This window comes from Luteimonas sp. 100069 (genome assembly GCF_003813845.1).
GTDB classification, from domain to species: domain Bacteria; phylum Pseudomonadota; class Gammaproteobacteria; order Xanthomonadales; family Xanthomonadaceae; genus Luteimonas; species Luteimonas chenhongjianii.
Genome location: NZ_RPFN01000006.1, coordinates 1 through 21,634, shown reverse-complemented (window position 1 = coordinate 21,634; position 21,634 = coordinate 1). Strand labels below are relative to the sequence as shown.

20 protein-coding genes are annotated in these 21,634 nt (G+C 67.1%); 11 read left to right on the top strand and 9 right to left on the bottom strand.

What is annotated here, in order from left to right; genetic code table 11:
• Positions 1–62 precede the first annotated feature (62 nt).
• From EGK76_RS13080 to EGK76_RS13040, 9 genes are all read left to right on the top strand, one after another.
• A complete protein-coding gene (locus EGK76_RS13080; protein WP_123832900.1) occupies positions 63–440 on the top strand; it encodes a hypothetical protein in 378 nt (125 codons plus the stop codon).
• A gap of 28 nt (positions 441–468) precedes the next feature.
• Positions 469–1,266 (top strand): F0F1 ATP synthase subunit A, encoded by a 798-nt coding sequence (gene atpB / locus EGK76_RS13075; RefSeq protein WP_123832899.1) that lies wholly within the window; start codon positions 469–471, stop codon positions 1,264–1,266.
• An 81-nt stretch (positions 1,267–1,347) separates the two neighbouring features.
• Complete coding sequence (atpE, locus tag EGK76_RS13070; RefSeq protein WP_096296446.1) at positions 1,348–1,638, top strand: F0F1 ATP synthase subunit C; 291 nt, start codon at positions 1,348–1,350, stop codon at positions 1,636–1,638.
• A gap of 106 nt (positions 1,639–1,744) precedes the next feature.
• Positions 1,745–2,215, top strand: coding sequence for a F0F1 ATP synthase subunit B (locus tag EGK76_RS13065; protein ID WP_123832898.1), 471 nt, complete (start codon positions 1,745–1,747; stop codon positions 2,213–2,215).
• A gap of 5 nt (positions 2,216–2,220) precedes the next feature.
• A complete protein-coding gene (locus tag EGK76_RS13060) occupies positions 2,221–2,748 on the top strand; it encodes a F0F1 ATP synthase subunit delta (RefSeq protein ID WP_096296444.1) in 528 nt (175 codons plus the stop codon).
• A 52-nt stretch (positions 2,749–2,800) separates the two neighbouring features.
• Complete coding sequence (gene atpA, locus EGK76_RS13055; protein WP_096296443.1) at positions 2,801–4,366, top strand: F0F1 ATP synthase subunit alpha; 1,566 nt, start codon at positions 2,801–2,803, stop codon at positions 4,364–4,366.
• An 85-nt stretch (positions 4,367–4,451) separates the two neighbouring features.
• A complete protein-coding gene (atpG, locus tag EGK76_RS13050) occupies positions 4,452–5,312 on the top strand; it encodes a F0F1 ATP synthase subunit gamma (RefSeq protein ID WP_096296442.1) in 861 nt (286 codons plus the stop codon).
• Positions 5,313–5,429: 117 nt separating this feature from the next.
• Positions 5,430–6,830 (top strand): F0F1 ATP synthase subunit beta, encoded by a 1,401-nt coding sequence (gene atpD, locus EGK76_RS13045; protein ID WP_096296441.1) that lies wholly within the window; start codon positions 5,430–5,432, stop codon positions 6,828–6,830.
• A 107-nt stretch (positions 6,831–6,937) separates the two neighbouring features.
• Positions 6,938–7,363: a F0F1 ATP synthase subunit epsilon gene (locus EGK76_RS13040; RefSeq protein WP_096296440.1), complete on the top strand. Its 426-nt coding sequence runs from the start codon at positions 6,938–6,940 to the stop codon at positions 7,361–7,363.
• 94 nt (positions 7,364–7,457) lie between these two features.
• Here EGK76_RS13040 and EGK76_RS13035 read toward each other — a convergent pair whose 3' ends face one another.
• Together EGK76_RS13035 and EGK76_RS13030 are read right to left on the bottom strand one after the other, a co-directional pair.
• Positions 7,458–7,841, bottom strand: coding sequence for a GtrA family protein (locus tag EGK76_RS13035; protein WP_096296439.1), 384 nt, complete (start codon positions 7,839–7,841; stop codon positions 7,458–7,460).
• A gap of 229 nt (positions 7,842–8,070) precedes the next feature.
• Positions 8,071–10,083 carry a hypothetical protein gene (locus tag EGK76_RS13030; RefSeq protein ID WP_123832897.1) on the bottom strand — a complete coding sequence of 671 codons (2,013 nt, stop codon included), beginning with the start codon at positions 10,081–10,083 and terminating at the stop codon, positions 8,071–8,073.
• 60 nt (positions 10,084–10,143) lie between these two features.
• Here EGK76_RS13030 and glmU point away from each other — a divergent pair, with 60 nt between their 5' ends.
• Entirely contained in the window at positions 10,144–11,511 is a 1,368-nt protein-coding gene (gene glmU / locus EGK76_RS13025) for a bifunctional UDP-N-acetylglucosamine diphosphorylase/glucosamine-1-phosphate N-acetyltransferase GlmU (protein WP_096296437.1), read from the top strand.
• A 219-nt stretch (positions 11,512–11,730) separates the two neighbouring features.
• Here glmU and EGK76_RS13020 read toward each other — a convergent pair whose 3' ends face one another.
• From EGK76_RS13020 to EGK76_RS12990, 7 genes are all read right to left on the bottom strand, one after another.
• Complete coding sequence (locus EGK76_RS13020; RefSeq protein WP_123832896.1) at positions 11,731–13,044, bottom strand: HAMP domain-containing sensor histidine kinase; 1,314 nt, start codon at positions 13,042–13,044, stop codon at positions 11,731–11,733.
• A gap of 1 nt (position 13,045) precedes the next feature.
• Positions 13,046–14,386 carry a sigma-54 dependent transcriptional regulator gene (locus EGK76_RS13015; protein WP_123832895.1) on the bottom strand — a complete coding sequence of 447 codons (1,341 nt, stop codon included), beginning with the start codon at positions 14,384–14,386 and terminating at the stop codon, positions 13,046–13,048.
• Positions 14,387–14,474: 88 nt separating this feature from the next.
• The gene (locus EGK76_RS13010; protein ID WP_123832894.1) at positions 14,475–15,698 is read right to left on the bottom strand and encodes an FtsX-like permease family protein; all 1,224 of its coding nucleotides are present in this window, start codon (positions 15,696–15,698) and stop codon (positions 14,475–14,477) included.
• Positions 15,699–15,719: 21 nt separating this feature from the next.
• Positions 15,720–17,018 (bottom strand): ABC transporter permease, encoded by a 1,299-nt coding sequence (locus EGK76_RS13005; protein ID WP_123832893.1) that lies wholly within the window; start codon positions 17,016–17,018, stop codon positions 15,720–15,722.
• Positions 17,019–17,028: 10 nt separating this feature from the next.
• The gene (locus tag EGK76_RS13000) at positions 17,029–17,751 is read right to left on the bottom strand and encodes an ABC transporter ATP-binding protein (protein ID WP_123832892.1); all 723 of its coding nucleotides are present in this window, start codon (positions 17,749–17,751) and stop codon (positions 17,029–17,031) included.
• Between the two features lie 41 nt (positions 17,752–17,792).
• A complete protein-coding gene (locus tag EGK76_RS12995; protein WP_123832891.1) occupies positions 17,793–17,993 on the bottom strand; it encodes a hypothetical protein in 201 nt (66 codons plus the stop codon).
• Between the two features lie 2 nt (positions 17,994–17,995).
• Complete coding sequence (locus tag EGK76_RS12990; RefSeq protein ID WP_123832890.1) at positions 17,996–19,315, bottom strand: efflux RND transporter periplasmic adaptor subunit; 1,320 nt, start codon at positions 19,313–19,315, stop codon at positions 17,996–17,998.
• Between the two features lie 277 nt (positions 19,316–19,592).
• Between EGK76_RS12990 and glmS the strand changes: the two genes are divergently transcribed.
• Positions 19,593–21,425 carry a glutamine--fructose-6-phosphate transaminase (isomerizing) gene (gene glmS / locus EGK76_RS12985; protein ID WP_123832889.1) on the top strand — a complete coding sequence of 611 codons (1,833 nt, stop codon included), beginning with the start codon at positions 19,593–19,595 and terminating at the stop codon, positions 21,423–21,425.
• Positions 21,426–21,634: the final 209 nt, after the last annotated feature.

Genomic DNA, 21,634 nt, shown 5'->3' with positions numbered 1-21,634 from the left:
TCGGCGGCTCGACGGGGGCGTTTCGACGCCTTCCGTATCCCTCCAGACGCTGGAATCCTGAAGTGTTGACGTCCGTGGCCATCGGTCGGCGGCTGGCACAGCGCGCTATCGCCTGGCAGGCGATTGCGATCGCCGTGACCGCGCTGGCTTTTCTCGCAAAGGGCGGGGAGTGGGCGCTGGCGGCAGGCCTCGGCGGTGCGGCGATCGCGCTAGGGGGCTGGCTGTCGAGCGTGGTGGCACTAGGAGGCGGAGTGAATCCGTCGGCAGGCGCGCTCGCGCGGCTGCTGGCAGGAGTGGCGCTGAAGTGGGTCGTGGTGTTGGCCGTGCTGTTGCTGGGTGTGGGTCAGGCGGGTCTTCCGCCGGTTCCCATGCTCGCCGGGGTCATCGTCGCGCTCTTCGCGCAGCTGCTCGCAATGGCCCGGCCTCTGGCCCGGCACTGAACCAATCACAGGCGAAGGTTTTCGATCTATGGCAGCTGATGCGGAACTGACCCCAACCAGCTACATCCAGCACCATCTGCAGAACCTCACCGTTTCCTTCGGCGAAGGCGGGTTCTGGACGCTGCACGTCGACACCCTGATCACCGCGCTGCTCATGGGCGGGGTGATGGTGTTGCTGTTCTGGCTGGCGACGCGCAACGCAACTGCCGGGGTGCCGGGCAAGTGGCAGGCGTTCGTAGAGATCTGCCTGGAGTTCGTCGACAAGCAGGCCCGTGACACCTATCACGGCTCCAGCAAGCTGGTGACGCCGATCGCGATCACGCTGTTCTTCTGGATTCTGCTGATGAATCTGATGAAGATGATCCCGGCGGATTTCATCGCCAGGCCGCTCGAGCTGCTCGGCGTGCACTACTGGAAGCCGGTGCCGACCGCCGACGTCAACGCGACACTCGGCCTGTCGATCAGCGTGTTCTTCCTGACGGTGTTCTTCGCGCTGCGGGCCAAGGGCCTGGGTGGCATGTCGAAGGAATTCCTGTTCGCGCCGTTCGGCAAGTGGATGGTGCCGTTCAACCTGATCCTCAACATCGTCGAGTGGCTGAGCAAGCCGATCTCGCTGGCGATGCGACTGTTCGGCAACATGTTCGGTGGCGAGATCGTGTTCCTGCTGATCTGGGTGCTTGGCGGCGCGAGCCTGCTGGGCGTGCTCGGCGGCGGCGTGCTCGGCCTCGGCTGGATGCTGTTCCACCTGCTGGTGATTCCGCTGCAGGCCTTCATTTTCATGATGCTGTCGATCGTCTACCTCAGCCTGGCCGAGGACGACCACTGATCGATTGCGTCACGTGACACGGCGTTTGTTTCAACCCATCCCAGTTCCACCCTTACCAAGCAATCCGCTCCGGAGAAAACAATGGAAATCGCACTGACCTCGTTCGCCCAGATCCAGGCTTCGACCGTTCTGGCCATCGGCATCATGATCGGCCTGGCTGCGCTGGGTGCGGGTCTGGGCCTGGCCATCATGGCCGGCAAGTTCCTCGAGTCGGCCGCGCGCCAGCCGGAGCTGATCCCGGTCCTGCAGGTCCGCATGTTCATCACCGCCGGCCTGATCGACGCCGCGTTCATCATCTCGGTCGCCGTCGGCCTGCTGTTCGCGTTCGCTTCGCCGTTCGTCGGCCCGATCGCCGCGCAGCTCGCGGGCTGATCCAGCCGACGCTTCCGGTGCGGCCTGCCTCGCGCATGGCCGCACCGGTGGATGACAGGGGGCGCGTCCGCGCGCCCGTCCCTTCACGACAGGCAGTCACAAGCCCATGAATATCGGTCTGACCCTAATTGCCCAGGCCCTGGCGTTCGCCGGTCTGATCTGGATCGTCGCGACCAAGATCTGGCCGCCGCTGCTCGGTGCCATCGAGGAGCGCCAGAAGAAGATCGCCGAAGGTCTGGCCGCGGCGGACAACAGCCAGCGCGCCCTCGCGCAGGCCCAGGAACTCGCCAACGAGGAACTCAAGGCCGCGCGTGCGAAGGCCAACGAGATCATCGAGCAGGCGCACCAGCGCGGCAACCAGATCATCGAGGCCGCCAAGGCCGAGGCCGTCACCGAAGGCCTGCGCCAGAGGGCGATCTTCGATGCCGAGCTCCAGGCTTCGGCCACCCGTGCGCGCGAAGAGTTGCGTCGTCAGGTTTCGACCCTGGCGGTGACCGGCGCCGAGCGCCTGCTCAAGCGTGAGATCGACGCAAACGCCCACAAGGCGCTGCTCGACGAACTCGCCGCGGAGATCTGAGTCCGATGAGCCAGGCCATGACGATTGCCCGTCCGTATGCCCGCGCCGCGTTCGCGATCGCGCGTGACGGCGGCCAGTTCGCGCCGTGGTCGGACGCGCTGGCGTTCTCCGCGCGCGTTGCCGCCGATCCGCAGGCGGCCGCGTTGCTGGGCCACCCGGCGCTGTCGCACGACGACGCCGTCGCGCTGTTGGCGCCGGAAGGCGCCGATGCACGCTTCGCCGAGTTCCTCGCCCTGCTGGCGACCAACGGCCGGCTCGCACAGCTGCCGGAAATCGCCGGTCTGTACGAGGAGCTGCGCGCCGAGGCCGAGCACGTCGTGCTGGCCACGGTGACTTCGGCGACCGAGCTGCCGGAGGCGGAAGTCGAGCAGATCCGCGCAGCGCTCAAGCGCCGGTTCGGTCGCGAGGTCCAGGTCGAGACGGCCGTGGATGCATCGTTGATCGGCGGCGCGGTGATTTCGGCCGGCGACGTGGTGATCGACGGCTCGCTCAAGGGCAAGCTGGCGCGCCTGCAGTCCGCACTCGCGCACTGACACAATTTTCAATTGCAACGTCGGCGGTGACGCCGGCTCAAGGGAACCCCCGATGGCTACCACGCAACTCAATCCTTCCGAGATCAGCGAGCTGATCAAGTCCCGCATCGAGAAGGTCAAGCTGAGCGCCGAATCGCGCAACGAAGGCACGGTCACCTCGGTCGCCGACGGCATCGTGCGTCTGCACGGCCTCGCCGACGTGATGCAGGGCGAAATGATCGAACTGCCGCTTGCCGCGGACGGTTCGGCCACCTACGCACTGGCCCTCAACCTCGAGCGCGATTCGGTCGGCGCCGTGGTGCTGGGCGACTACGAGCACCTGCGCGAAGGTGACGTGGCCAAGACCACCGGCCGCATTCTCGAGGTGCCGGTCGGCCCGGAAATGCTCGGCCGCGTGGTCAACGCGCTCGGCGAGCCGATCGACGGCAAGGGCCCGATCGACGCCAAGCTCAGTGCGCCGGTCGAGCGCGTCGCCCCGGGCGTGATCTGGCGCAAGTCGGTCGACCAGCCCGTGCAGACCGGCTACAAGTCGGTCGACGCCATGATCCCGATCGGCCGCGGCCAGCGCGAGCTGATCATCGGCGACCGCCAGACCGGCAAGACCGCGCTCGCGATCGATGCCGTGATCAACCAGAAGTCGACCGGCATCAAGTGCGTGTACGTGGCGATCGGCCAGAAGGCCTCGACCGTCGCCAACATCGTGCGCAAGCTCGAAGAGAACGGCGCGATGGCGCACACCGTCGTGGTCGCCGCGACCGCGTCCGAATCGGCAGCGATGCAGTACATCAGCGCCTACTCGGGCTGCACGATGGGCGAGTACTTCATGGACCGCGGCGAAGACGCGCTGATCGTCTACGACGATCTGTCCAAGCAGGCCGTCGCCTACCGCCAGATCTCGCTGCTGCTCAAGCGCCCGCCGGGTCGCGAAGCCTATCCGGGCGACGTGTTCTACCTGCACTCCCGTCTGCTCGAGCGCGCCGCGCGCGTGTCCGAGGCTTATGTCGAGAAGTTCACGGAAGGGCGCGTGACCGGCAAGACCGGTTCGCTGACCGCGCTGCCGATCATCGAAACGCAGGCCGGTGACGTCTCGGCGTTCGTGCCGACCAACGTGATCTCGATCACCGACGGCCAGATCTTCCTGGAAACCGACCTGTTCAACGCCGGCATCCGCCCGGCCGTGAATGCCGGTATCTCGGTGTCGCGCGTCGGTGGCGCAGCCCAGACCAAGATCATCAAGAAGCTCTCGGGCGGCATCCGTATCTCGCTGGCCCAGTACCGTGAGCTGGCGGCGTTCGCGCAGTTCGCCTCCGATCTGGACGAAGCCACCCGCAAGCAGCTCGAGCGCGGTCAGCGCGTCACCGAGCTGATGAAGCAGAAGCAGTACAAGCCGATGTCGATCGCGCACCAGGCGCTGACGATCTACGCCGTCAACGAGGGTTACCTCGACGACGTGCCGGTCGCCAAGCTGCTCGCGTTCGAGGAAGGCCTGCATGCGCATTTCGACAACACCGTGGGCGATCTGGTCAGCAACATCAACCAGACCGGCAGCTGGAACGACGAGATCGAGAGCGCGTTCAAGCAGGGCATCGCCGAGTTCAAGAAGACCGGCAGCTGGTAATGCCTGGCGGCGGGCTCCGGCCCGCCATCGCTTCACACGATTGAGCCAAAGGCGGGGATCCTCCCGCCCCACGCAGGGATAACAGATGGCCGGCGGCAGAGAAATCAAGACGAAGATCAAGAGCGTGCAGAACACCCGCAAGGTGACGCGCGCGCTCGAGATGGTCTCCGCGTCGAAGATCCGCAAGGCGCAGGAGCGGATGAAAGCGTCGCGTCCGTACGCGAATGCGATGCGACAGCTGGTCGGTCACCTGGCCCAGGCCAGCTCCGAGTTCCAGCATCCGTACCTGCTCGAACGCGAGGTCAAGCGGGTCGGCTACATTGTCTGTTCGTCGGACCGGGGCCTGGCCGGCGGTCTGAACAACAACATGTTCCGCAAGCTGCTCACCGAGATCCGCGCCTGGCACGACAAGGGCGTCGAGGTGGACGTGGTGACGATCGGACAGAAGGCGACGGTGTTCTTCCGTCGCCTGAAGGTCGACATGCTCGCCAGCGTCACCCACATCGGCGACACCCCGGAAGTCGAGCAGCTCATCGGCATCATCAAGGTGATGCTCGACGGCTATAACGACGGCCGGGTCGACCGTGTGTTCCTGGCCTACAACCAGTTCGTCAACACGATGACGCAGAAGGCCAGCTTCGATCAGCTGCTGCCGCTGCCGGCCGGTGACACGAAGGTCGTCAAGCACGACTGGGACTACATCTACGAGCCGGATGCGGAATCGGTGCTCGGTCACGTGCTCACGCGCTACGTCGAGTCGCTGGTGTACCAGGCGGTGATGGAGAACGTGGCGTCCGAGCATGCGGCGCGCATGGTCGCGATGAAGGCGGCGAGCGACAACGCCACCAAACTGATCGATACCCTCAAGCTGGTCTACAACAAGGCCCGCCAGGCAGCGATCACCCAGGAAATCTCCGAGATCGTCGGCGGCGCCGCGGCGGTTTAAGAGCCAGCTACGGGTGCGGAACCCGGGCGGCAAGAGCAGCGAAACGCGCTTTTCCAGCCCCGGTCCCGCCCCCGTCTCCGGCACCAGAATCAAACAGACATCAGTGGAGTCACTCAAATGAGTCAGGGCAAGATCGTTCAGATCATCGGCGCCGTCGTCGACGTCGAGTTCGCGCGCAACGAAGTTCCCAAGGTGTACGACGCGCTCGAGGTCCAGGGCACGGAAATCACCCTGGAAGTGCAGCAGCAGCTCGGTGACGGCATCGTGCGCGCGATCGCGCTCGGTTCCACCGACGGCCTCAAGCGCAACCTGATCGCGGTCAACACCGGCCGCGGCATCGCGGTGCCGGTCGGTACCGGCACCCTGGGTCGCATCATGGACGTGCTGGGCCGCCCGATCGACGAGGCCGGTCCGGTCGAGGCGTCCGATCGCTGGGAAATCCACCGCGCGGCCCCGTCGTACGAAGACCAGGCATCGACCACCGAGCTGCTCGAGACGGGCATCAAGGTCATCGACCTGATGTGTCCCTTCGCCAAGGGCGGCAAGGTCGGCCTGTTCGGCGGCGCCGGCGTCGGCAAGACCGTCAACATGATGGAACTGATCAACAACATCGCCAAGGCGCACGAAGGCCTGTCGGTGTTCGCCGGCGTGGGCGAGCGTACCCGTGAGGGCAACGACTTCTACCACGAGATGAAGGACTCCAACGTCCTCGACAAGGTGGCAATGGTCTACGGCCAGATGAACGAGCCGCCGGGCAACCGTCTGCGCGTTGCGCTGACCGGCCTGACGATGGCCGAGTACTTCCGCGACGAGAAGGACGCCTCGGGCAAGGGCAAGGACGTGCTGCTGTTCGTCGACAACATCTACCGCTACACGCTGGCCGGTACCGAAGTGTCGGCGCTGCTCGGCCGCATGCCGTCGGCCGTGGGTTACCAGCCGACGCTCGCCGAGGAAATGGGCGTGCTGCAGGAGCGCATCACCTCGACCAAGTCGGGCTCGATCACCTCGATCCAGGCCGTCTACGTGCCCGCCGACGACCTGACCGACCCGTCGCCGGCAACGACCTTCGCGCATCTCGATTCGACGGTGACGCTGAGCCGCAACATCGCATCGCTCGGCATCTATCCGGCGGTCGATCCGCTGGACTCGACCAGCCGCCAGATGGATCCCAATGTCGTGGGCAACGAACACTACGACACGGCCCAGCGCGTGCAGTCGACGCTGCAGAAGTACAAGGAGCTCAAGGACATCATCGCGATCCTGGGCATGGACGAGCTGTCGGAAGAGGACAAGCAGGCCGTGTCGCGCGCGCGCAAGATCGAGCGCTTCTTCTCGCAGCCCTTCCACGTGGCCGAAGTGTTCACCGGCTCGCCGGGCAAGTACGTGCCGCTGAAGGAAACCATCCGTGGCTTCAAGGGCATCGTCGACGGCGAATACGACCACCTGCCCGAGCAGGCGTTCTACATGGTCGGCAGCATCGACGAAGCGGTCGAGAAGGCGAAGAAGATCGCCGCCTGATTCGTCGCCCTCGGTCGAGGGCGTGGATCGGTAGTCAGGAGGGCACCGCCCTCACCCTAAGCCCACTCCCGCTCGCGGGAGCGGGAGACGACGTAGAGAAGCCCGTTATGAGCAGCACCATCCGTTGCCACATCGTCAGCGCCGAGGCCGAGATCTTCCAAGGCGAGGCCACCATGGTCGTGGCTACCGGCGAACTCGGCGAGCTCGGCATCGCGCCGCGCCATGCGCCGCTGATCACGCGTCTCAAGCCGGGCAAGATCGTTGTTACCCAGCCGAACGGCGAAGTGCTCGATTTCGCGATCGGTGGCGGCATCCTCGAGGTGCAGCCCCAGGTCGTCACGATCCTCGCCGACACGGCGATCCGTGCCGACGAGATCGACGAAGCCGCGGTGAAGGCCGTCAAGGACGAGGCCGAACGCGTCCTGGCCGGACGCGGTGAAGCGATGGACATCGCCGAGGCGCAGCAGAAGCTGGTCGAGGCCGTCGTCCAGCTGCAGGCGCTCGAGCGTCTGCGCAAGAACCTCAAGCATTGAACGCAGCGGGCCTCGCGCCCGCGTCGCGTGTGCATACGACCCCGCTCCGGCGGGGTCGTTGCGTTTGCGGCCCGGCGATCCGGGAAGCCGCTCCTCAGCGCCGGTAGATCCAGTAGCGCGACAGCAGGAAGCCCACTGCGCCGAGCGCCAGCTCGATCGCAGGCTTGCCGAGCCAGACCCAGCGCAGGCCGAAGAGATCGTCGACCTCGGTCAACGCCCAGGTACTCAGCAACGTCGTGGTCACCCACATCACCATGAAGCGCTGGAACTGCGCGGGACCGATCGTATTCCGGTCGCCGGCGAAGGTCAGTTTGCCGTTCAGCCAGAAGCCCAGCAGCGCGCCGGTGATACGCCCGAGCACGTTCGCCGGCGCGACCGGCAACCCCATGTGGGTCAGGCCTACGACCATGCCCCAGTCGACCAGCCACTGCAGCAGCCCGATCACGAGATAGTCGCGTCCCTGGCGGGTGAGACTCATGGGGATCGGTGCTCCGGAACGCACGGTGGCGGTTGAATCGTACACAGCCGGGAATTCGCGCAGCGACGTGACACGGCGTGCGGGCCGGCTCGGCAGAGTCCGGGCGATGTCGCGGTGGGCGTGATCGCTGGGCCAGCCGGTCTTTCGGCGCAGCGTCCGTCAGTGAGCCGCAACCCCGGCCCGACCCGGCTTCGGGTGGCCTGCCACGCTGCGCAGACTGCCACGCCGCTCACGGAGGGCCACGCCGCCACAGCGCGACGCCATTGATCGACTGGACATGGTGCGTGTCCGCATCGTCCGCCAGCGCACGCCCCAGGGGCGTGGATACGGCGGCTTCGGTCACCAGGATCCAGCGGGCATCCACATCGGCAAAGAGCGCGCGCCAGGCCGTTCCGCTGTCGTCGAGCTCGGCCGCCGCGCGCGCGGCAGCAAGTTCGGGTGCATGCACGGTCATCAACCTGCCCCGACCGGCGAGTTCCGCGACATGTCCCCGTTGTGGATCGGTTGCCAGCACCCGGCCGGGTCCGTCCGGAAGCGCAGCGATCAGCGTGCGCTCGGCGACGTAGTGCGGGAGTACGGCGTCGGGATTGCCAGGGGCGCGGATCGCGCGCTTGAGCGCGGCCGAATGATGCGTCCAGCCCGAATTCGCCTGGAATGCGAGGTTGAGTACGCACAACAGCGCGATTGGCGCCACCCAGATGCCAGGGCGTCCGATCATGTGTCGGCTGCCGGCGAGGGCCGGCACCAGAAGCAGGACCAGCCCGGGGAACGCATAGCGGGCGTACTGCATCGGAACCAGCGGCAGCACCGCGATGCCCAGCGCGACGAACGCCATCATGCGCGAGCCTCGTCGCCAGGCCGCCAGCAACCACGCCCCCGCGAGGCCAACCCACAGAAATCCGATGCCGCCATTCCATGCCTCGACGAAGCGGCTGCTTTCGAACGTCATCGTCCAGGGGAGCGCCGGATTGAAGCCACTCGTCCACCGCGCATCCGACATGTTCTCGATCGGGTAGTGCGGCGACTGGAAGATCGTGTTGAACAGCGGGAAGACCGGGTTGCCGGTATGCCACCAGGCGTAGGCGTAACTCGAGCCGGCAACTGCGATGAAAACGATCGCCATCAGAGGCAGGCGCCGCAGCAGGATGCGGCCGTCCATACGCAGTGCATAAGCCAACAGCGGCAAGGCGGCCAGGGCGTGGATCGGCTTCAGCGCTGCAAGCGCGGCAAACAGGACGGTGGTCGCTGCAAGGTGGCGTCCCTGACGGTCGTACAGCACCATCGTGACGAGTGCGAACAGGACCGCCATGGCTGGCAGTTCCGTCTGCATGCCCGCCATGAGCCAGACCAGCGGCGGAAAGCTCGCGAACAAGGCAACGGCGGCGAGGCGCTCGGCCGTCACTGCACCCAGGGCCTGCGCGCAACCCCACAGAGCCACGGCCGCGCCGAGCAGCCAGCCGGTGTTGACCGCTCCACGCGCTTCGCGCCCGCCGAGCAGCCATGCCACCCCCTGGCCCACGTCACCCATCCAGGGCGCGAACACCCATGCACTGAACGCCGGGTCGGCGACATAGCGCGCGTGTCGCGCGAGTTGCGCCGGCAGGTTCAGGTGATAGGTCAGGTCGTCCATCTGCATCGTCGGCAGCCACGCTCCGGTCGATGCGAGGCCGAGCAGCAATACGGCAAGCGCCATGCCACGGGGATGTTCGGCCGCCGTCGAGCGCCACGCGACGCGCGACTGCCGGAGCTGGCACGCGAGTGCGCGCCAGTGCGCGACGAGCATATAGCCCAGCCATGCGACCCAGACGGCCGGGTTGTGCACCCCTATCGGAAGCGTCCAGCCGGCGATCCCGATGATCACCGCATAGCCGGAAATGCCCGCGATCGCCAGCCGCCCGGGCACGTCATCCGGAATCCAGCGAAGACCAAGCGCCACCGAAGCGGCGCCCAGCAACAGCGTGGCGAGCACGGGCAGCACGCCCACGTACAGCAGCAGCGCCGCGCACCAAACCAGTGCGAGCGCGGACGCCCACGACCAACGCAGCAAGCGCACGAACGGCCAGGCAAGCAGCCCGCTCACCAGCGCAAGCCCAAGCGAGAGCGCGAAACGCTCCCACGGCAGTTCGCGCCACAGGCCATGCAGGACAATGCCCAGCACGACGAGCGCCGGACCCGAGATCCACGCCGCCGTCTTCCAGTGCGCCCCTGTTGCCTCAACCGCACCTGCTTGAATGCGTGACATCGTCGATCCTTGCAATGCTGGCGTGGATTATCATCGAATGCCGCCCAGGTTCCGAACGCCATGACCGCCCCACTGCACGTCGTGATCCTCGCCGCAGGCGAGGGCAAGCGCATGAAATCCTCGCTGCCCAAGGTGCTGCAGCGGATCGCCGGCCGGCCGATGCTGTGGCATGTGATCGCCGCTGCGCGCGCGCTCCGGCCGGCCGGCATCCATGTGGTCTACGGACACGGCGGCGAACAGGTGCGTGCCGCGTTCTCCGACCAGCCGGACCTGCACTGGTCGGAGCAGCACGAGCGGCTCGGCACCGGTCATGCGGTGCGGCAGGCGATGCCCGACGTGCCCGACGAGGCGCAGGTGCTGGTGCTCTACGGCGACGTCCCCTTGCTGCGCCCCGAGACGCTGCGCGGGCTGATCGAGATCGACGGTCGCCTGTCCGTGCTCGCTGCGCAGCTCGAGGACCCCACCGGCTATGGCCGCATCGTCCGCGATCCCGAAGGTCACGTCGGCGCGATCATCGAGCACAAGGACGCCGACGAGGAGCAGCGTCGTATCGGCCTGGTCAATACCGGCATCCTCGCCGCCGATGCCACTGCGCTCAAGGCGTGGCTCGCGCGACTGTCGTCGGACAACGTCCAGGGCGAGTACTACCTGACCGACATCTTCGCGATGGCAGCCGACGAGTACAGCGCCGCGCAGATCGTCATTGTCGACGATCCGCTGGAAGCCGAAGGCGCGAACGATCCGTGGCAGCTCGCCCAGCTCGAGCGCGCCTGGCAACTGCGCGCGGTGCGTGCGCTGTGCGTCGAAGGGGCGCGTTTCGCCGATCCGGCGCGCGTCGACATCCGCGGCGAGGTCATTGTCGGCCGCGATGTCGAGATCGATGTCGACGTGATCTTCGAGGGCCGTGTCGCGCTCGGTGACGGCGTGCGCGTCGGGCCCTTCTGCCGCCTCAAGGACGTCGCCCTGGGCGAGGGCACCGAGGTACGTGCGCACTGCGACATCGAAGGCGTGCGCGCGGAGGGCGCGGTGACGATCGGTCCGTTCGCGCGCCTGCGGCCCGGCACGGTACTCGCCGACGGTGTGCATATCGGCAATTTCGTCGAGACCAAGAACACTACGGTCGGTGTCGGCAGCAAGGCCAATCACCTGACCTATCTGGGCGATGCCGAGATCGGTGCCGGCAGCAACATCGGCGCCGGCACGATCACCTGCAACTACGATGGGGTGAACAAGTCGAAGACCGTGATCGGCGACCGCGTCTTCATTGGATCGCATGCGTCGCTGGTCGCGCCGGTGCACATCGGCGATGGCGCGACGACTGGCGCCGGCTCTGTCATCACCACGGATGTGCCGCCCGGCAAGCTCGCGGTCGCACGGACCCGCCAGACCGTTATCGAGGGCTGGGTGCGCCCCACGAAAAAGCGCTGACCTGTTTCAGGCCGCGGTTGTCGTCACCTGGTTGGTCGACCGCGCAGGCGCAGGCGCCGGATCCGCGCCGCGTAGCGCGCTCATGAGAGGTGTCGCCTGGAGCGACGCACAGGCGGCGACGGCGGAAGCGGAGGGTTGCGGCCGGAAACTCCGTTGCCTGGCGTGTTGCCAGCCGCCGTCGCCAACCGGGTGCCGGCGTTCGTTCGTGCGCCGGGTCGGTCAGTCGGGCAGGACCAGGGTCACGCACAGGCCGCCGTCTTCGCGGTTGAGCAGCGCGATCCGGCCGCCATGGGCCTCGGCGATCTCACGCGCCAGTGCGAGGCCGAGCCCGGTGCCGTTGCGTTTGGTGGAGTAGAACGGCAGCAAGGCGTTTTCAAGCACCGCCTCGCTCATGCCACTGCCGCGATCGAGGACCTCGATGCGCCAGTCGTCCACTCCCCTGCGCAGCGCGATCGTGACCGCTGCCGGGTCACCGCTGGCCTCGTGCGCGTTGCGCAGCAGGTTCAGCAGTGCCTGTTCGATCTGGGCGGGGTCGAAACTGCCGGTCTGCGACGGATCCATCGGCGCTGCATCCACGAACGCGACGTGGCTGCGCAGCTGGTCGAGGAAATCACGCCAGTGGACACGCGTGCGCCGCGGCGCGGGCAGTTTGGCGAAGTGCGCATAGCCGCGGATGAAGCCTTCCAGGTGACGTGCGCGTTCCTCGATCGTGCGCAGCGCGTCGGGCAGGCGCTCCAGCTGCCCCCGGCGCAGCAACTCCCCACCCGAATGCGCCAGCGACGCGATCGGCGCCAATGAATTGTTGAGTTCGTGGCTGATCACCCGGATGACCTTCTTCCAGGTCTGGACTTCCTGCCGGCGCAGCTCGGTGGTCATCCGGCGCAGCAGCAGGAGTTCGTGGCGGCGCCCGTTGAGGCGGAAGTGCCGGCGCGAGAGATGGTGGATCTCTTCTGCTTCGCCATCGCCGGTCGTGAACAGTCCGTCGCCGCCGCGTGCGAACGCGTCGACCAGGGCGGTCGGCGCTTCGTCCAGCAGCGCCGAGAACATGTGGCCCTCGAGCCGACGTCCTTCACCGAACGTGCGCCGCGCGGCGAGATTGGCGTGCACAACGTGGCCGGTCGGACCGATCAGCAGCATGGCCACCGGCGTGTTCTGCACCATGGTGTCGAGCAGCAGTTCGCGCTGTACCAGTGACAGGCGCTGCGCACGCAGCGTCTCGCCCAGCTCGTTGTGGGCGGCGACGAGTTCGCCCAGCGCGCCACGGCCGTGCCAGGCGAGGCTGAAGCCGTAATCGCCATCGCGGTAACTGGCTACCGTGCTGGTAAGTGCGCGGAACAGGGCATGCGCGGGCGCGATCGCCCACGACAGGCACCACACCAGCGAAGGCGCGCAAAGCAGCGTGGCGCAGGCGATCGCGGCCCAGTTCGGGAGCCAGCGTTGCAGCAGCAGCGCCAGCGATGCGCCAAGCGCGACGTGAGCGAGCGCCACTGCGGACAGGACCAGGGGCAGTGGCAGCCGCTGACGCCAGCGCATGTCAGTCGCGCCGGATGCCGAGGCGGTCGAGGCGTCGATACAGCGCCTGACGCGACAGTCCGAGCTCGCTCGCCGCCTGCGCCAGCACGCCACCGCTGCGGCCGAGCGCGGCCTCAATTTCCGCCCGGTCGGGTTCGCGGTCGCGCGTGGCCGGATCGGGCGCAGGAGATGCCGGCAAGGCCAGATCGGCCGCCGCGATGCGCGTATCGCGCGCCAGCAGCTCGGCGCGCTGGATCACATTGCGCAGCTCCCGCACGTTGCCCGGCCAGCGGTACTGCAGCAGTGCGCGTTCCGCGTCTTCGGAGAGCGGCTTCCGTCCGGCAAGAAAGTGCCGGGCGAGTGGCAGGATGTCGCGCGGCCGCTGCGCCAGTGGCGCCAGACGCAGTTCGATGCCGTTGAGCCGGTAGTAGAGGTCCTCCCGGAATCGGCCGTCGGCGATCATCGAAGACAGGTCGGCGTTGGTCGCACTGAGCACACGCACCTGCACGCTGCGCTCGCGGTGGCCGCCGAGGCGCGCGAACCGTCCGGTCTCGAGCACGCGCAACAGCTTCACCTGTCCCGACGGCGGCAGCGTGCCGATCTCGTCCAGGAACAGCGTGCCGCCATCTGCGGCCTCAAAACGCCCTTCGCGCGCCCGGGTCGCGCCGGTGTAGGCGCCGGCCTCGGCGCCGAAGAGCTCGGCTTCGACCAGGTCGTTCGGCAAGGCGCCACAGTTCACCGCGACGAAGGGGCCGTCCCGCACCGGCGAGTTGGCATGCAGGATCTCGGCGTATTTCTCCTTGCCCGCGCCGTTCGGACCGGTGATCAGCACCGGCAGCGAAGATGCCGCGACCTGCAGTGCCAGCGCCAGCGTCGCTTCGCTGGACGGGTCGTCCCAGACCAGGCCGCGCAGGTCACGGCCATTGCAGAGGGCATCGCGGCGGCGACGGTCGCCGCGCGTGCGTGTATCGAGCTCCCGCCGCGCGAAGGCCAGCTCCAGCAGGGTATTGACCGTCGCGAGCAGTTTGCCGTCATCCCAGGGCTTGCCCAGATAGTCGGCGGCGCCCGCGCGGATCAGGTCCACCGCAGACTCCAGTCGCGTCCACGCGGTCAGCAGCACGACCGGCAGGTCGGGATCGAACCGTCGGATCTCGTGGAACAGAGCGACGCCCTCCTCACCGGAGGTCGTGTCGGCGCCGAAGTTCATGTCCTGCACGACCAGATCGATACCACCGGCGCGCAGGCGCTCGATGCCGGCTTGCGGCGTTGCAGCGTGCTCGCAGGCGATGTCGTGCAGCGAGAACAACAGTTCGAGCGCGGTGGCGACGGCAGGGTTGTCATCGATGACAAGGATCGTGGGCATCAGCGCTCGCGTGAGTGGAGGTGCGGCAATCGAAAAGGCATGGTCGTCGGCGCCCGGCACGGACGCAACAATCGGTCGGCAGGGCGGATCAGATGCTGCGGGTCGCCACCGCCGGCGGCACCGAGGCCGCGCGTCGCGCCGGCCAGTACACCGCGATCTGGCCGAGCAGCCACAGGGCCAAGGCGCCGGCTGGCAGGTACACCAGCGGCAGGCGTCCCAGTTCGTAGCGCGACATCAGCAGCTGGTTGAGCCCATAGGCCAACAGCATGCCCAGCACGATGCCGATCGTGGCGAGCAGGAAGTTCTCCAGCTGGAAATACCGCAGGATCTGGCTGCGGGTGGCACCGAGCGCGCGGCGGATGCCGATCTGCTTGGTGCGCTGCTGCACCCAGAAGCTCGCCAGCCCGACGATGCCGAGCGCGGTGACCACCAGCAGCGCGATGCACACCACCACCAGTAGCCCGGCCATCGCGCGATCCTCGCGGTAGTAGCGGTCGCGCAGGTCACTGAGCAGATCGCTGTTGACCGCCACCCGGTCGGGATCGAGCCGGGAAAGCGCGGCCACACTCGCCTCGAGCACCTCGCGGCGCTGCGCGGGGTCGGTACGGATCACATAGTTGATGCCGTTGGAGTAGTTGCGGACCGGTAGCAGCATCGTTGCGTCACCCGGCCCCGTGCCATCGGTGGGCATCGCCAGCGTATCGACGATGCCGACGATGGGAATCGCCGCTGTTCCCATGCTGTAGATCTGCTTGCCGACCGCGTTCTCGCCCGGGAACAGCCGCTCGGCCATCGCCCGGTTGATGATGGCCGCAGGCGTCCGGGCTGCATCGCCGCCGCCCTGGAGGTCGCTCGAGTCGATGAACTCGTCGGCATTGAAACGACGCCCGGCCACGAGCTGCAGGCCGAAGGTGTCGAGCAACTCCTCCGTCCCCAGGTAGGGAGAAGCGAGCAGCGTGTCGCTGACCTGGTCGGGGTGCAATCGCACGCCGGTGGTCGAGCTGCTGTTGCCGTAGGGGATCTGGGTGGCCGCGGCGACGTGACGCACGCCCGGGATGGCGCGCAGCGCGGCGAGGTCGCGTTCGACCCCCGCCTTGCGATGGGCGGCGTCACGTTCGTCGATGCTCGGCATCTGGATGCGGACGATCTCGTTCTCGACCGTGCCGCTGGGTCGCGCCATATGGTCGAGGCGGCGATCGATGAGGTAGATCGCGTTGCAGATGATCGCGCAGGCAAGCGCGATCTCGATGACGATCAGCGCCGCAGCGGTTTTGTGCCGACGCAGCGTCGAAAGGATGGGGCGGATGTCCATGGGTGGCCTCGGAAGTTCCGGTTACTGCGACTTGAGCTGGATCGCGGGCGTGACCTGCATCGCCCGCCATGCGGGCAGCATCCCGGCGAGCAGGCTGGCGAAGATCGACAGGGCGAAGGTTGTCAGCAGCATCGTGGTGTCGAGCTGGGCGAGCTTGGCGTAGCTGCTGGGGTTCTGCCGGACGGCCCACAGCCCGAGCAGCGCCAGGCCCAGGCCGCAGATGCCGCCGGCCACGCCGATCGCGCCCGCCTCGACGATGAACTGGGTGAAGATTTCGCGCCGCGACGCACCCAGGGCGCGGCGCACGCCGATCTCCGACGCACGCCGCAGACTCTTGGCGAGCAGCAGCCCGACGGTGTTGACCAGGCACACCAGCAGGAAGCCGAGGGCGAGCCACAGTTGCAGCCGGACATCGCTGGGCACGACCTGGTGATGATCGAGCAGCGACGGAACATCTCGCAGGCGCACGTTGGCGGGACGCTCGAAGCGGCCGGCGGCGCGCTGCTGTTCGGAATAGCTCTGCAGATAGTCGCGGTATGCGGCCGCATCGGCTGCGCCCGGGAGTTCCACCCAGTACTGCACCCAACTGCAGGGCGCATTGAGGGCATCGAAGTCGCCGCCGGAATCGGCCCAGCAGTTCATGCTGCCCATGCGCGAGAGCTTCAGCTCGATTGCGGTGGAGAGCGGGACGAAGATCGATTCGAGCGTGTTGAAGCTCTGCAGGCTCAGGTCCCAGAACCGCGGCGTCGGCATCCATGCATCGAGTACTCCGATCACCTGGAAGTCCTGGCCGTTGATGCGCAGCGTGCGACCGGTGCTGTCGCCGCCGCCGAACACTTTCCGGTTCGTTTCGCCCGAAATCACTGCCACGCGGGCGCGCGCAGCGTCGTCCTCGGCGCCCCACGCACGGCCGTGCGCCAGGGGCGCATCGAACATCGCGAAGAAGTCGGCCGAGGTGTAGCGCGCGTCGGTGAAGAATGGGGTGCGCCCACCATCGGGTTGCACCGCGACGAAGCCGCCACTCATCATCGCCTGGCGGGTGCCACGCGCCTCACGCAGCAGGGTTTCGGCGTCCATCCGGGTCATGTTGCGGTCCGGTTCCTCACCGGCCACGAAGCCATGCATATCCGCCGCGTCGAGCTGGACATAGAACAGGCGATCGCTCTTGTCGGGGATGGGATCGCCCGACAGCACGTGGAACACGGTCAGCGTGGTCATGCTGGCGCCGATGCCCAGCGCGATCGCCAGAACCATCAGTCCGGTGAGCATGCGACTGTTGCGGAAGCTGCGCAGCGCAAGCTGCAGGTAGTAGCCGAACATGTCCGTCTCCTCAGGCGCCGGCAGCGACGTGCGCAGGGTTGGCGTGAGCGGGTGCTGCGTGCAGCGCCTGCAGGTCGGTCGCCATGCCGTCCACGATGTGCACGTTGCGGTGCGCGCGCGCGGCGAGTTCCGGATCGTGCGTGACCATCACGATGGTCGTGCCGCGGGCGTTGATGTCCTCCAGCAGCTCGAGCACGCTGCGCGCCATCTGCGAGTCGAGGTTGCCGGTGGGCTCGTCGGCCAGCAGCAGGCGCGGGCTGCCGGCAAGCGCCCGCGCGATCGCCACGCGCTGTTGCTGACCACCCGACAGCTCCGCCGGGTAGTGCTTCATGCGCGAACCCAGGCCGACCAGCGACAGCGATTCCTCGATGCGCAGGCGGCGCTCGGCCGCCGGCATCCGGCGGTAACGCAGCGGGACATCGACGTTGTCGAACAGGTTGAGGTCCGGAATCAGATTGAAGCCCTGGAAGATGAAGCCGATCTTCTCGTTGCGCAGTCTCGAGCGCGCGTCGTCGCCGAGGCCGCGCACTTCGACCCCGTCGATCCGGTACTCGCCCCCGGTGAAGGTCTCCAGCAGGCCGGCGATGTTGAGAAAGGTCGTCTTGCCGGAGCCGGAGGGCCCGGTGACGGCAACGAACTCGCCTTCCGCGACATGCAGGTCGAGAGAGCGCAGTGCGTGGGTTTCGACGAGTTCGGTGCGGTAGACCTTGGCGACCTGGCGCATGTCGAGCATGGGGATGTCCTGTGGCGTAGTGGAAGGATGCGTTGGGCGGCTCAGCGGACGCGGAACAGCAGCGGCAGGTCGCGGCCGAGCGTTGGGCGTATTGCGCGGCCGAAGACGACGGCGCGTCGCCCGGGCGGGGAGGCGGACGCCAGGCTCGCGTCGAAGCTCGCCGACAATGGGCGAGGCACCGCGGCGGCGAGGTCATCTGCGGTCCAGCTGGAAGGAAACGGCAAATCGAACGCGGTTTTCATGGTCATAGTCCCGAGATGCGGACACGCTCCGCGTTGTCGAACTGATCGGTACCGGCGACGATGACGCGCTCGCCAGCTTGCAGGCCTTCGATGATCTCCACCGACGACAGGCTGCTGGCGCCGGCGGTGATCGGTCGGCGTACCGCCGTGTTGCCCTCGAGCACGTAGGCCGCGCTGCCACCTTCTTGGTCGAGGAAGGGGCCCCGGGCGACCATCAGCACGTCCTTGCGGGTATCGAGCAGGATGCGCGCGCTCAGGCGCTGGCTCTGGCGCAGACCCGGCGGCTGGCTGTCCTCGTCGAAGCGCAGCCGCGCCACCACCTCGCCATTGACCACCTCGGGCGAAACCGCCGAGACCTTGGCCGGGTAGGTCGTGCCGACGCTACGCAGCTCGGCCGGCATGCCGATCTCCAGATCACGCGCGAAGCTCTCCGGCACGCGGATTTCGACTTCGAACACCGACAGGTCGACGACCGAGAGCACTGGTGCGTTGGCCGCGACATTGCTGCTCTGCACCGCCTGGACCTGGCCGACGATGCCGTCGAAGGGCGCACGCAGGGTCAGCGCGTCGACCTGGCGCCGGACCTCCGTCACCACGCTGCGCTGGCGCTCGGCGACCAGCTGCTTGTTGCGCGTGTCCAGGGTGGCGCCGCGTCCCTGCAGGCCCAGGTCCGCGGTCGCCGACGACACGCCGATCTCGGTCTTCTTCAAAGTGTCCTGCGCGCGCGCGAGGTCCACCTGGGCGACCGCGCCGCCTTCGAACGCGCGCTGGTAGCGCTGGAGATCGCGCTGGGCTGCGGTGCGGTCGATCTGCGCCTGGTCGAGGACCTTGCGCGCTTCGGCGCGGCGCAGTTGCGCGTCGAGGTCCGCCCGGCCGGCCTCGGCTTCGTACCCGGCCAGGGTCGCTTCTTCCTGCGCAAGCTTGCTGCGCAGCTCGGGGCTGTCGATCTCGGCCAGGGCCTGCCCGCGTTCGACGCGGTCACCGGCGACGACCTTAAGCGTCAGCATGCCGCCCGAAATGGCGTACAGGGTAGGACTGTTCGCGGCGATCACCCGGCCTTCCGCTGCGATGTCGCGGACCAGATCGCCGCGGGTCACGTCGGCAAAGCGCAGGCGCTGCGCGTCCACCGAGCTCGCGCCCGATGCCCAGCCGGTCAACAGCCAGGCGGACAGTCCGAGTACCGCCAGCAATGCGGCCCCGCCGAGCAGCCAGGGCCGGCGTCGGGCGGTGCGGGATGACGCGTGCACCGTGTCCTGCCCGGCGGTATCGCGAATGCCGGCGGGGCGGGGCGGTGGCGAAGAAGGGGTAGTGGCGCTGGACATACAGGCGATCCGTAGTAGGTCCCCACACCTACGCATGTCGCGTGCCAACTCCATCTTACTGATTCAAAAGGAAAAATTTATGGCGCCCGGTGTCCGCAGCCTTGGTCGGACGTCCGCTGCGGACACACGCAGCCGCGAGGACGGGCGCGCGCGCCACGAAACCGCGCACCGCGTGGGGTTTTGCGACGCAGCGTCGCGTATTCCCTCAACTAGTGAAGCTGCGAGGACTCGAGCAGTCGTCGCTAGAATGGGCGTCCCAATAGAAGGAGCAGGCCGCATGTGCGGAATCGTCGGCGCCATCGCAGGTCGCGATGTAGTTCCCGTCCTTGTCGAGGGTCTGAAGCGGCTGGAATATCGCGGCTACGATTCGGCCGGCATTGCAGTCGTGGCCGGAGGCGTCGTCCAGCGCGTCCGCCGCACCGGCCGCGTCGCGGAAATGGAATCGGCTGCGCTGGCGCAGGGCCTGACCGCCCGGCTCGGCATCGGCCATACCCGCTGGGCCACGCATGGCGGCGTGACCGAAACCAATGCGCACCCGCACATCAGCCATGACAGCCTGGCCCTGGTGCACAACGGCATCATCGAAAACCACGAAGCGCAGCGCGAGCGCTTGACGGGGCTCGGCTACGTGTTCGAGTCGCAGACCGACACCGAGGTGATCGCGCATCTGATCCACCACCACCAGTCCCAAGGGTTGGATCTGCTCGCTGCGCTGCAGGCATCGGTTCGTGAACTCGAAGGCGCGTATGCGCTGGCGGTGATCGACAAGACCGATCCGGATCGCATGGTCGTGGCGCGCATGGGCTGTCCGCTGCTCATCGGGCTGGGCGAGGGCGAGAACTTCGTCGCGTCCGACGTCTCGGCGATCCTGCAGGCGACGCGTCGGGTGATCTTCCTCGAGGAAGGCGACACGGCGGTCCTGACCTGCTCGGAGGTCCAGGTCTACGACAGTAGCGGGGCTCCGGCCACCCGTGAAGAGCACCTTTCCGACGTTTCGCTCGCCTCGCTCGAACTCGGTCCCTACCGGCATTACATGCAGAAGGAGATCCACGAGCAGCCCAGGGCGCTTGCCGACACGATGGAGGCGATCATCGACGTTGCCGCATTCGAGCCGACTCTGTTCGGCCCGGATGCGGGCGAGGTACTGCGCGAGGTGGAGGGCGTGCAGATCCTCGCCTGCGGCACCAGCTTCTATGCCGGCTCGGTCGCGCGCTACTGGATCGAGGCGATCAGTGGCCTGCCGTGTTCGGTCGAGATTGCCAGCGAATACCGGTACCGACGCGCGGTCGCGAATCCGAAGCATCTGATCGTCACCATCTCCCAGTCCGGCGAGACCCTCGACACGATGGAGGCGCTCAAGTACGCCAAGTCGTTGGGCCACAACCGGACCCTGTCCATCTGCAACGTGCCCGAGAGCGCGATCCCGCGCGCGAGTCGCCTGGTGTTCTACACCCGGGCGGGCGCCGAGATCGGCGTCGCCTCGACGAAGGCATTCACCACCCAGCTCGTCGGACTGTTCGCGCTCGCCGTCACTCTGGCAAAGCTCAACGGCCGGCTCGCTGTAGAGCAGGAGGCGGCCTATATCGAGGATCTCCGCCAGCTCCCCGGCAGCGTGCAGCACGCACTCAACCTGGAACCGCAGATCTCGCTGTGGGCGGAGAAGTTCACGCCCAAGCAGCACGCCCTGTTCCTGGGGCGCGGCGTGCATTACCCCATTGCGCTGGAGGGTGCGCTCAAGCTCAAGGAAATTTCCTATATCCACGCCGAAGCCTATCCGGCCGGAGAGCTCAAGCACGGACCGCTGGCCCTGGTCGATGCGGACATGCCCGTTGTGGTGATCGCGCCCAAGGACGGACTGCTGGAAAAAGTGAAGTCCAACATGCAGGAGGTCAGGGCCCGTGGTGGCGAGTTGTTCGTCTTCACCGATGCCGACAGCAACTTCGGCCCCTCGGAAGGCGTGCACGTGATCCGCACCCCGCGCCATGTCGGCGTCCTCAGCCCGATCGTGCACACGATCCCGGTCCAGCTTCTGGCCTATTACACGGCGCTTGCCCGCGGTACCGACGTCGACAAGCCCCGGAACCTGGCCAAGTCGGTCACTGTGGAATAGCGTCGCAAAGGCATTTTTCATGAACACGGCCGCGTATTCAGCGATTCGCGACATTTTTTCGTGGCAACCTCTTCCCAAGCCGAATTGATCTATGCATAATTCGCGCCCCGCACGGCGGGCTGCTCTTCGGGGCGGCGAACCGGGCGGGGCGGGACGGGAAACACGCTTTCACACGGTGTTGACAGACTCGAAAGTCGCGGTAATATGTG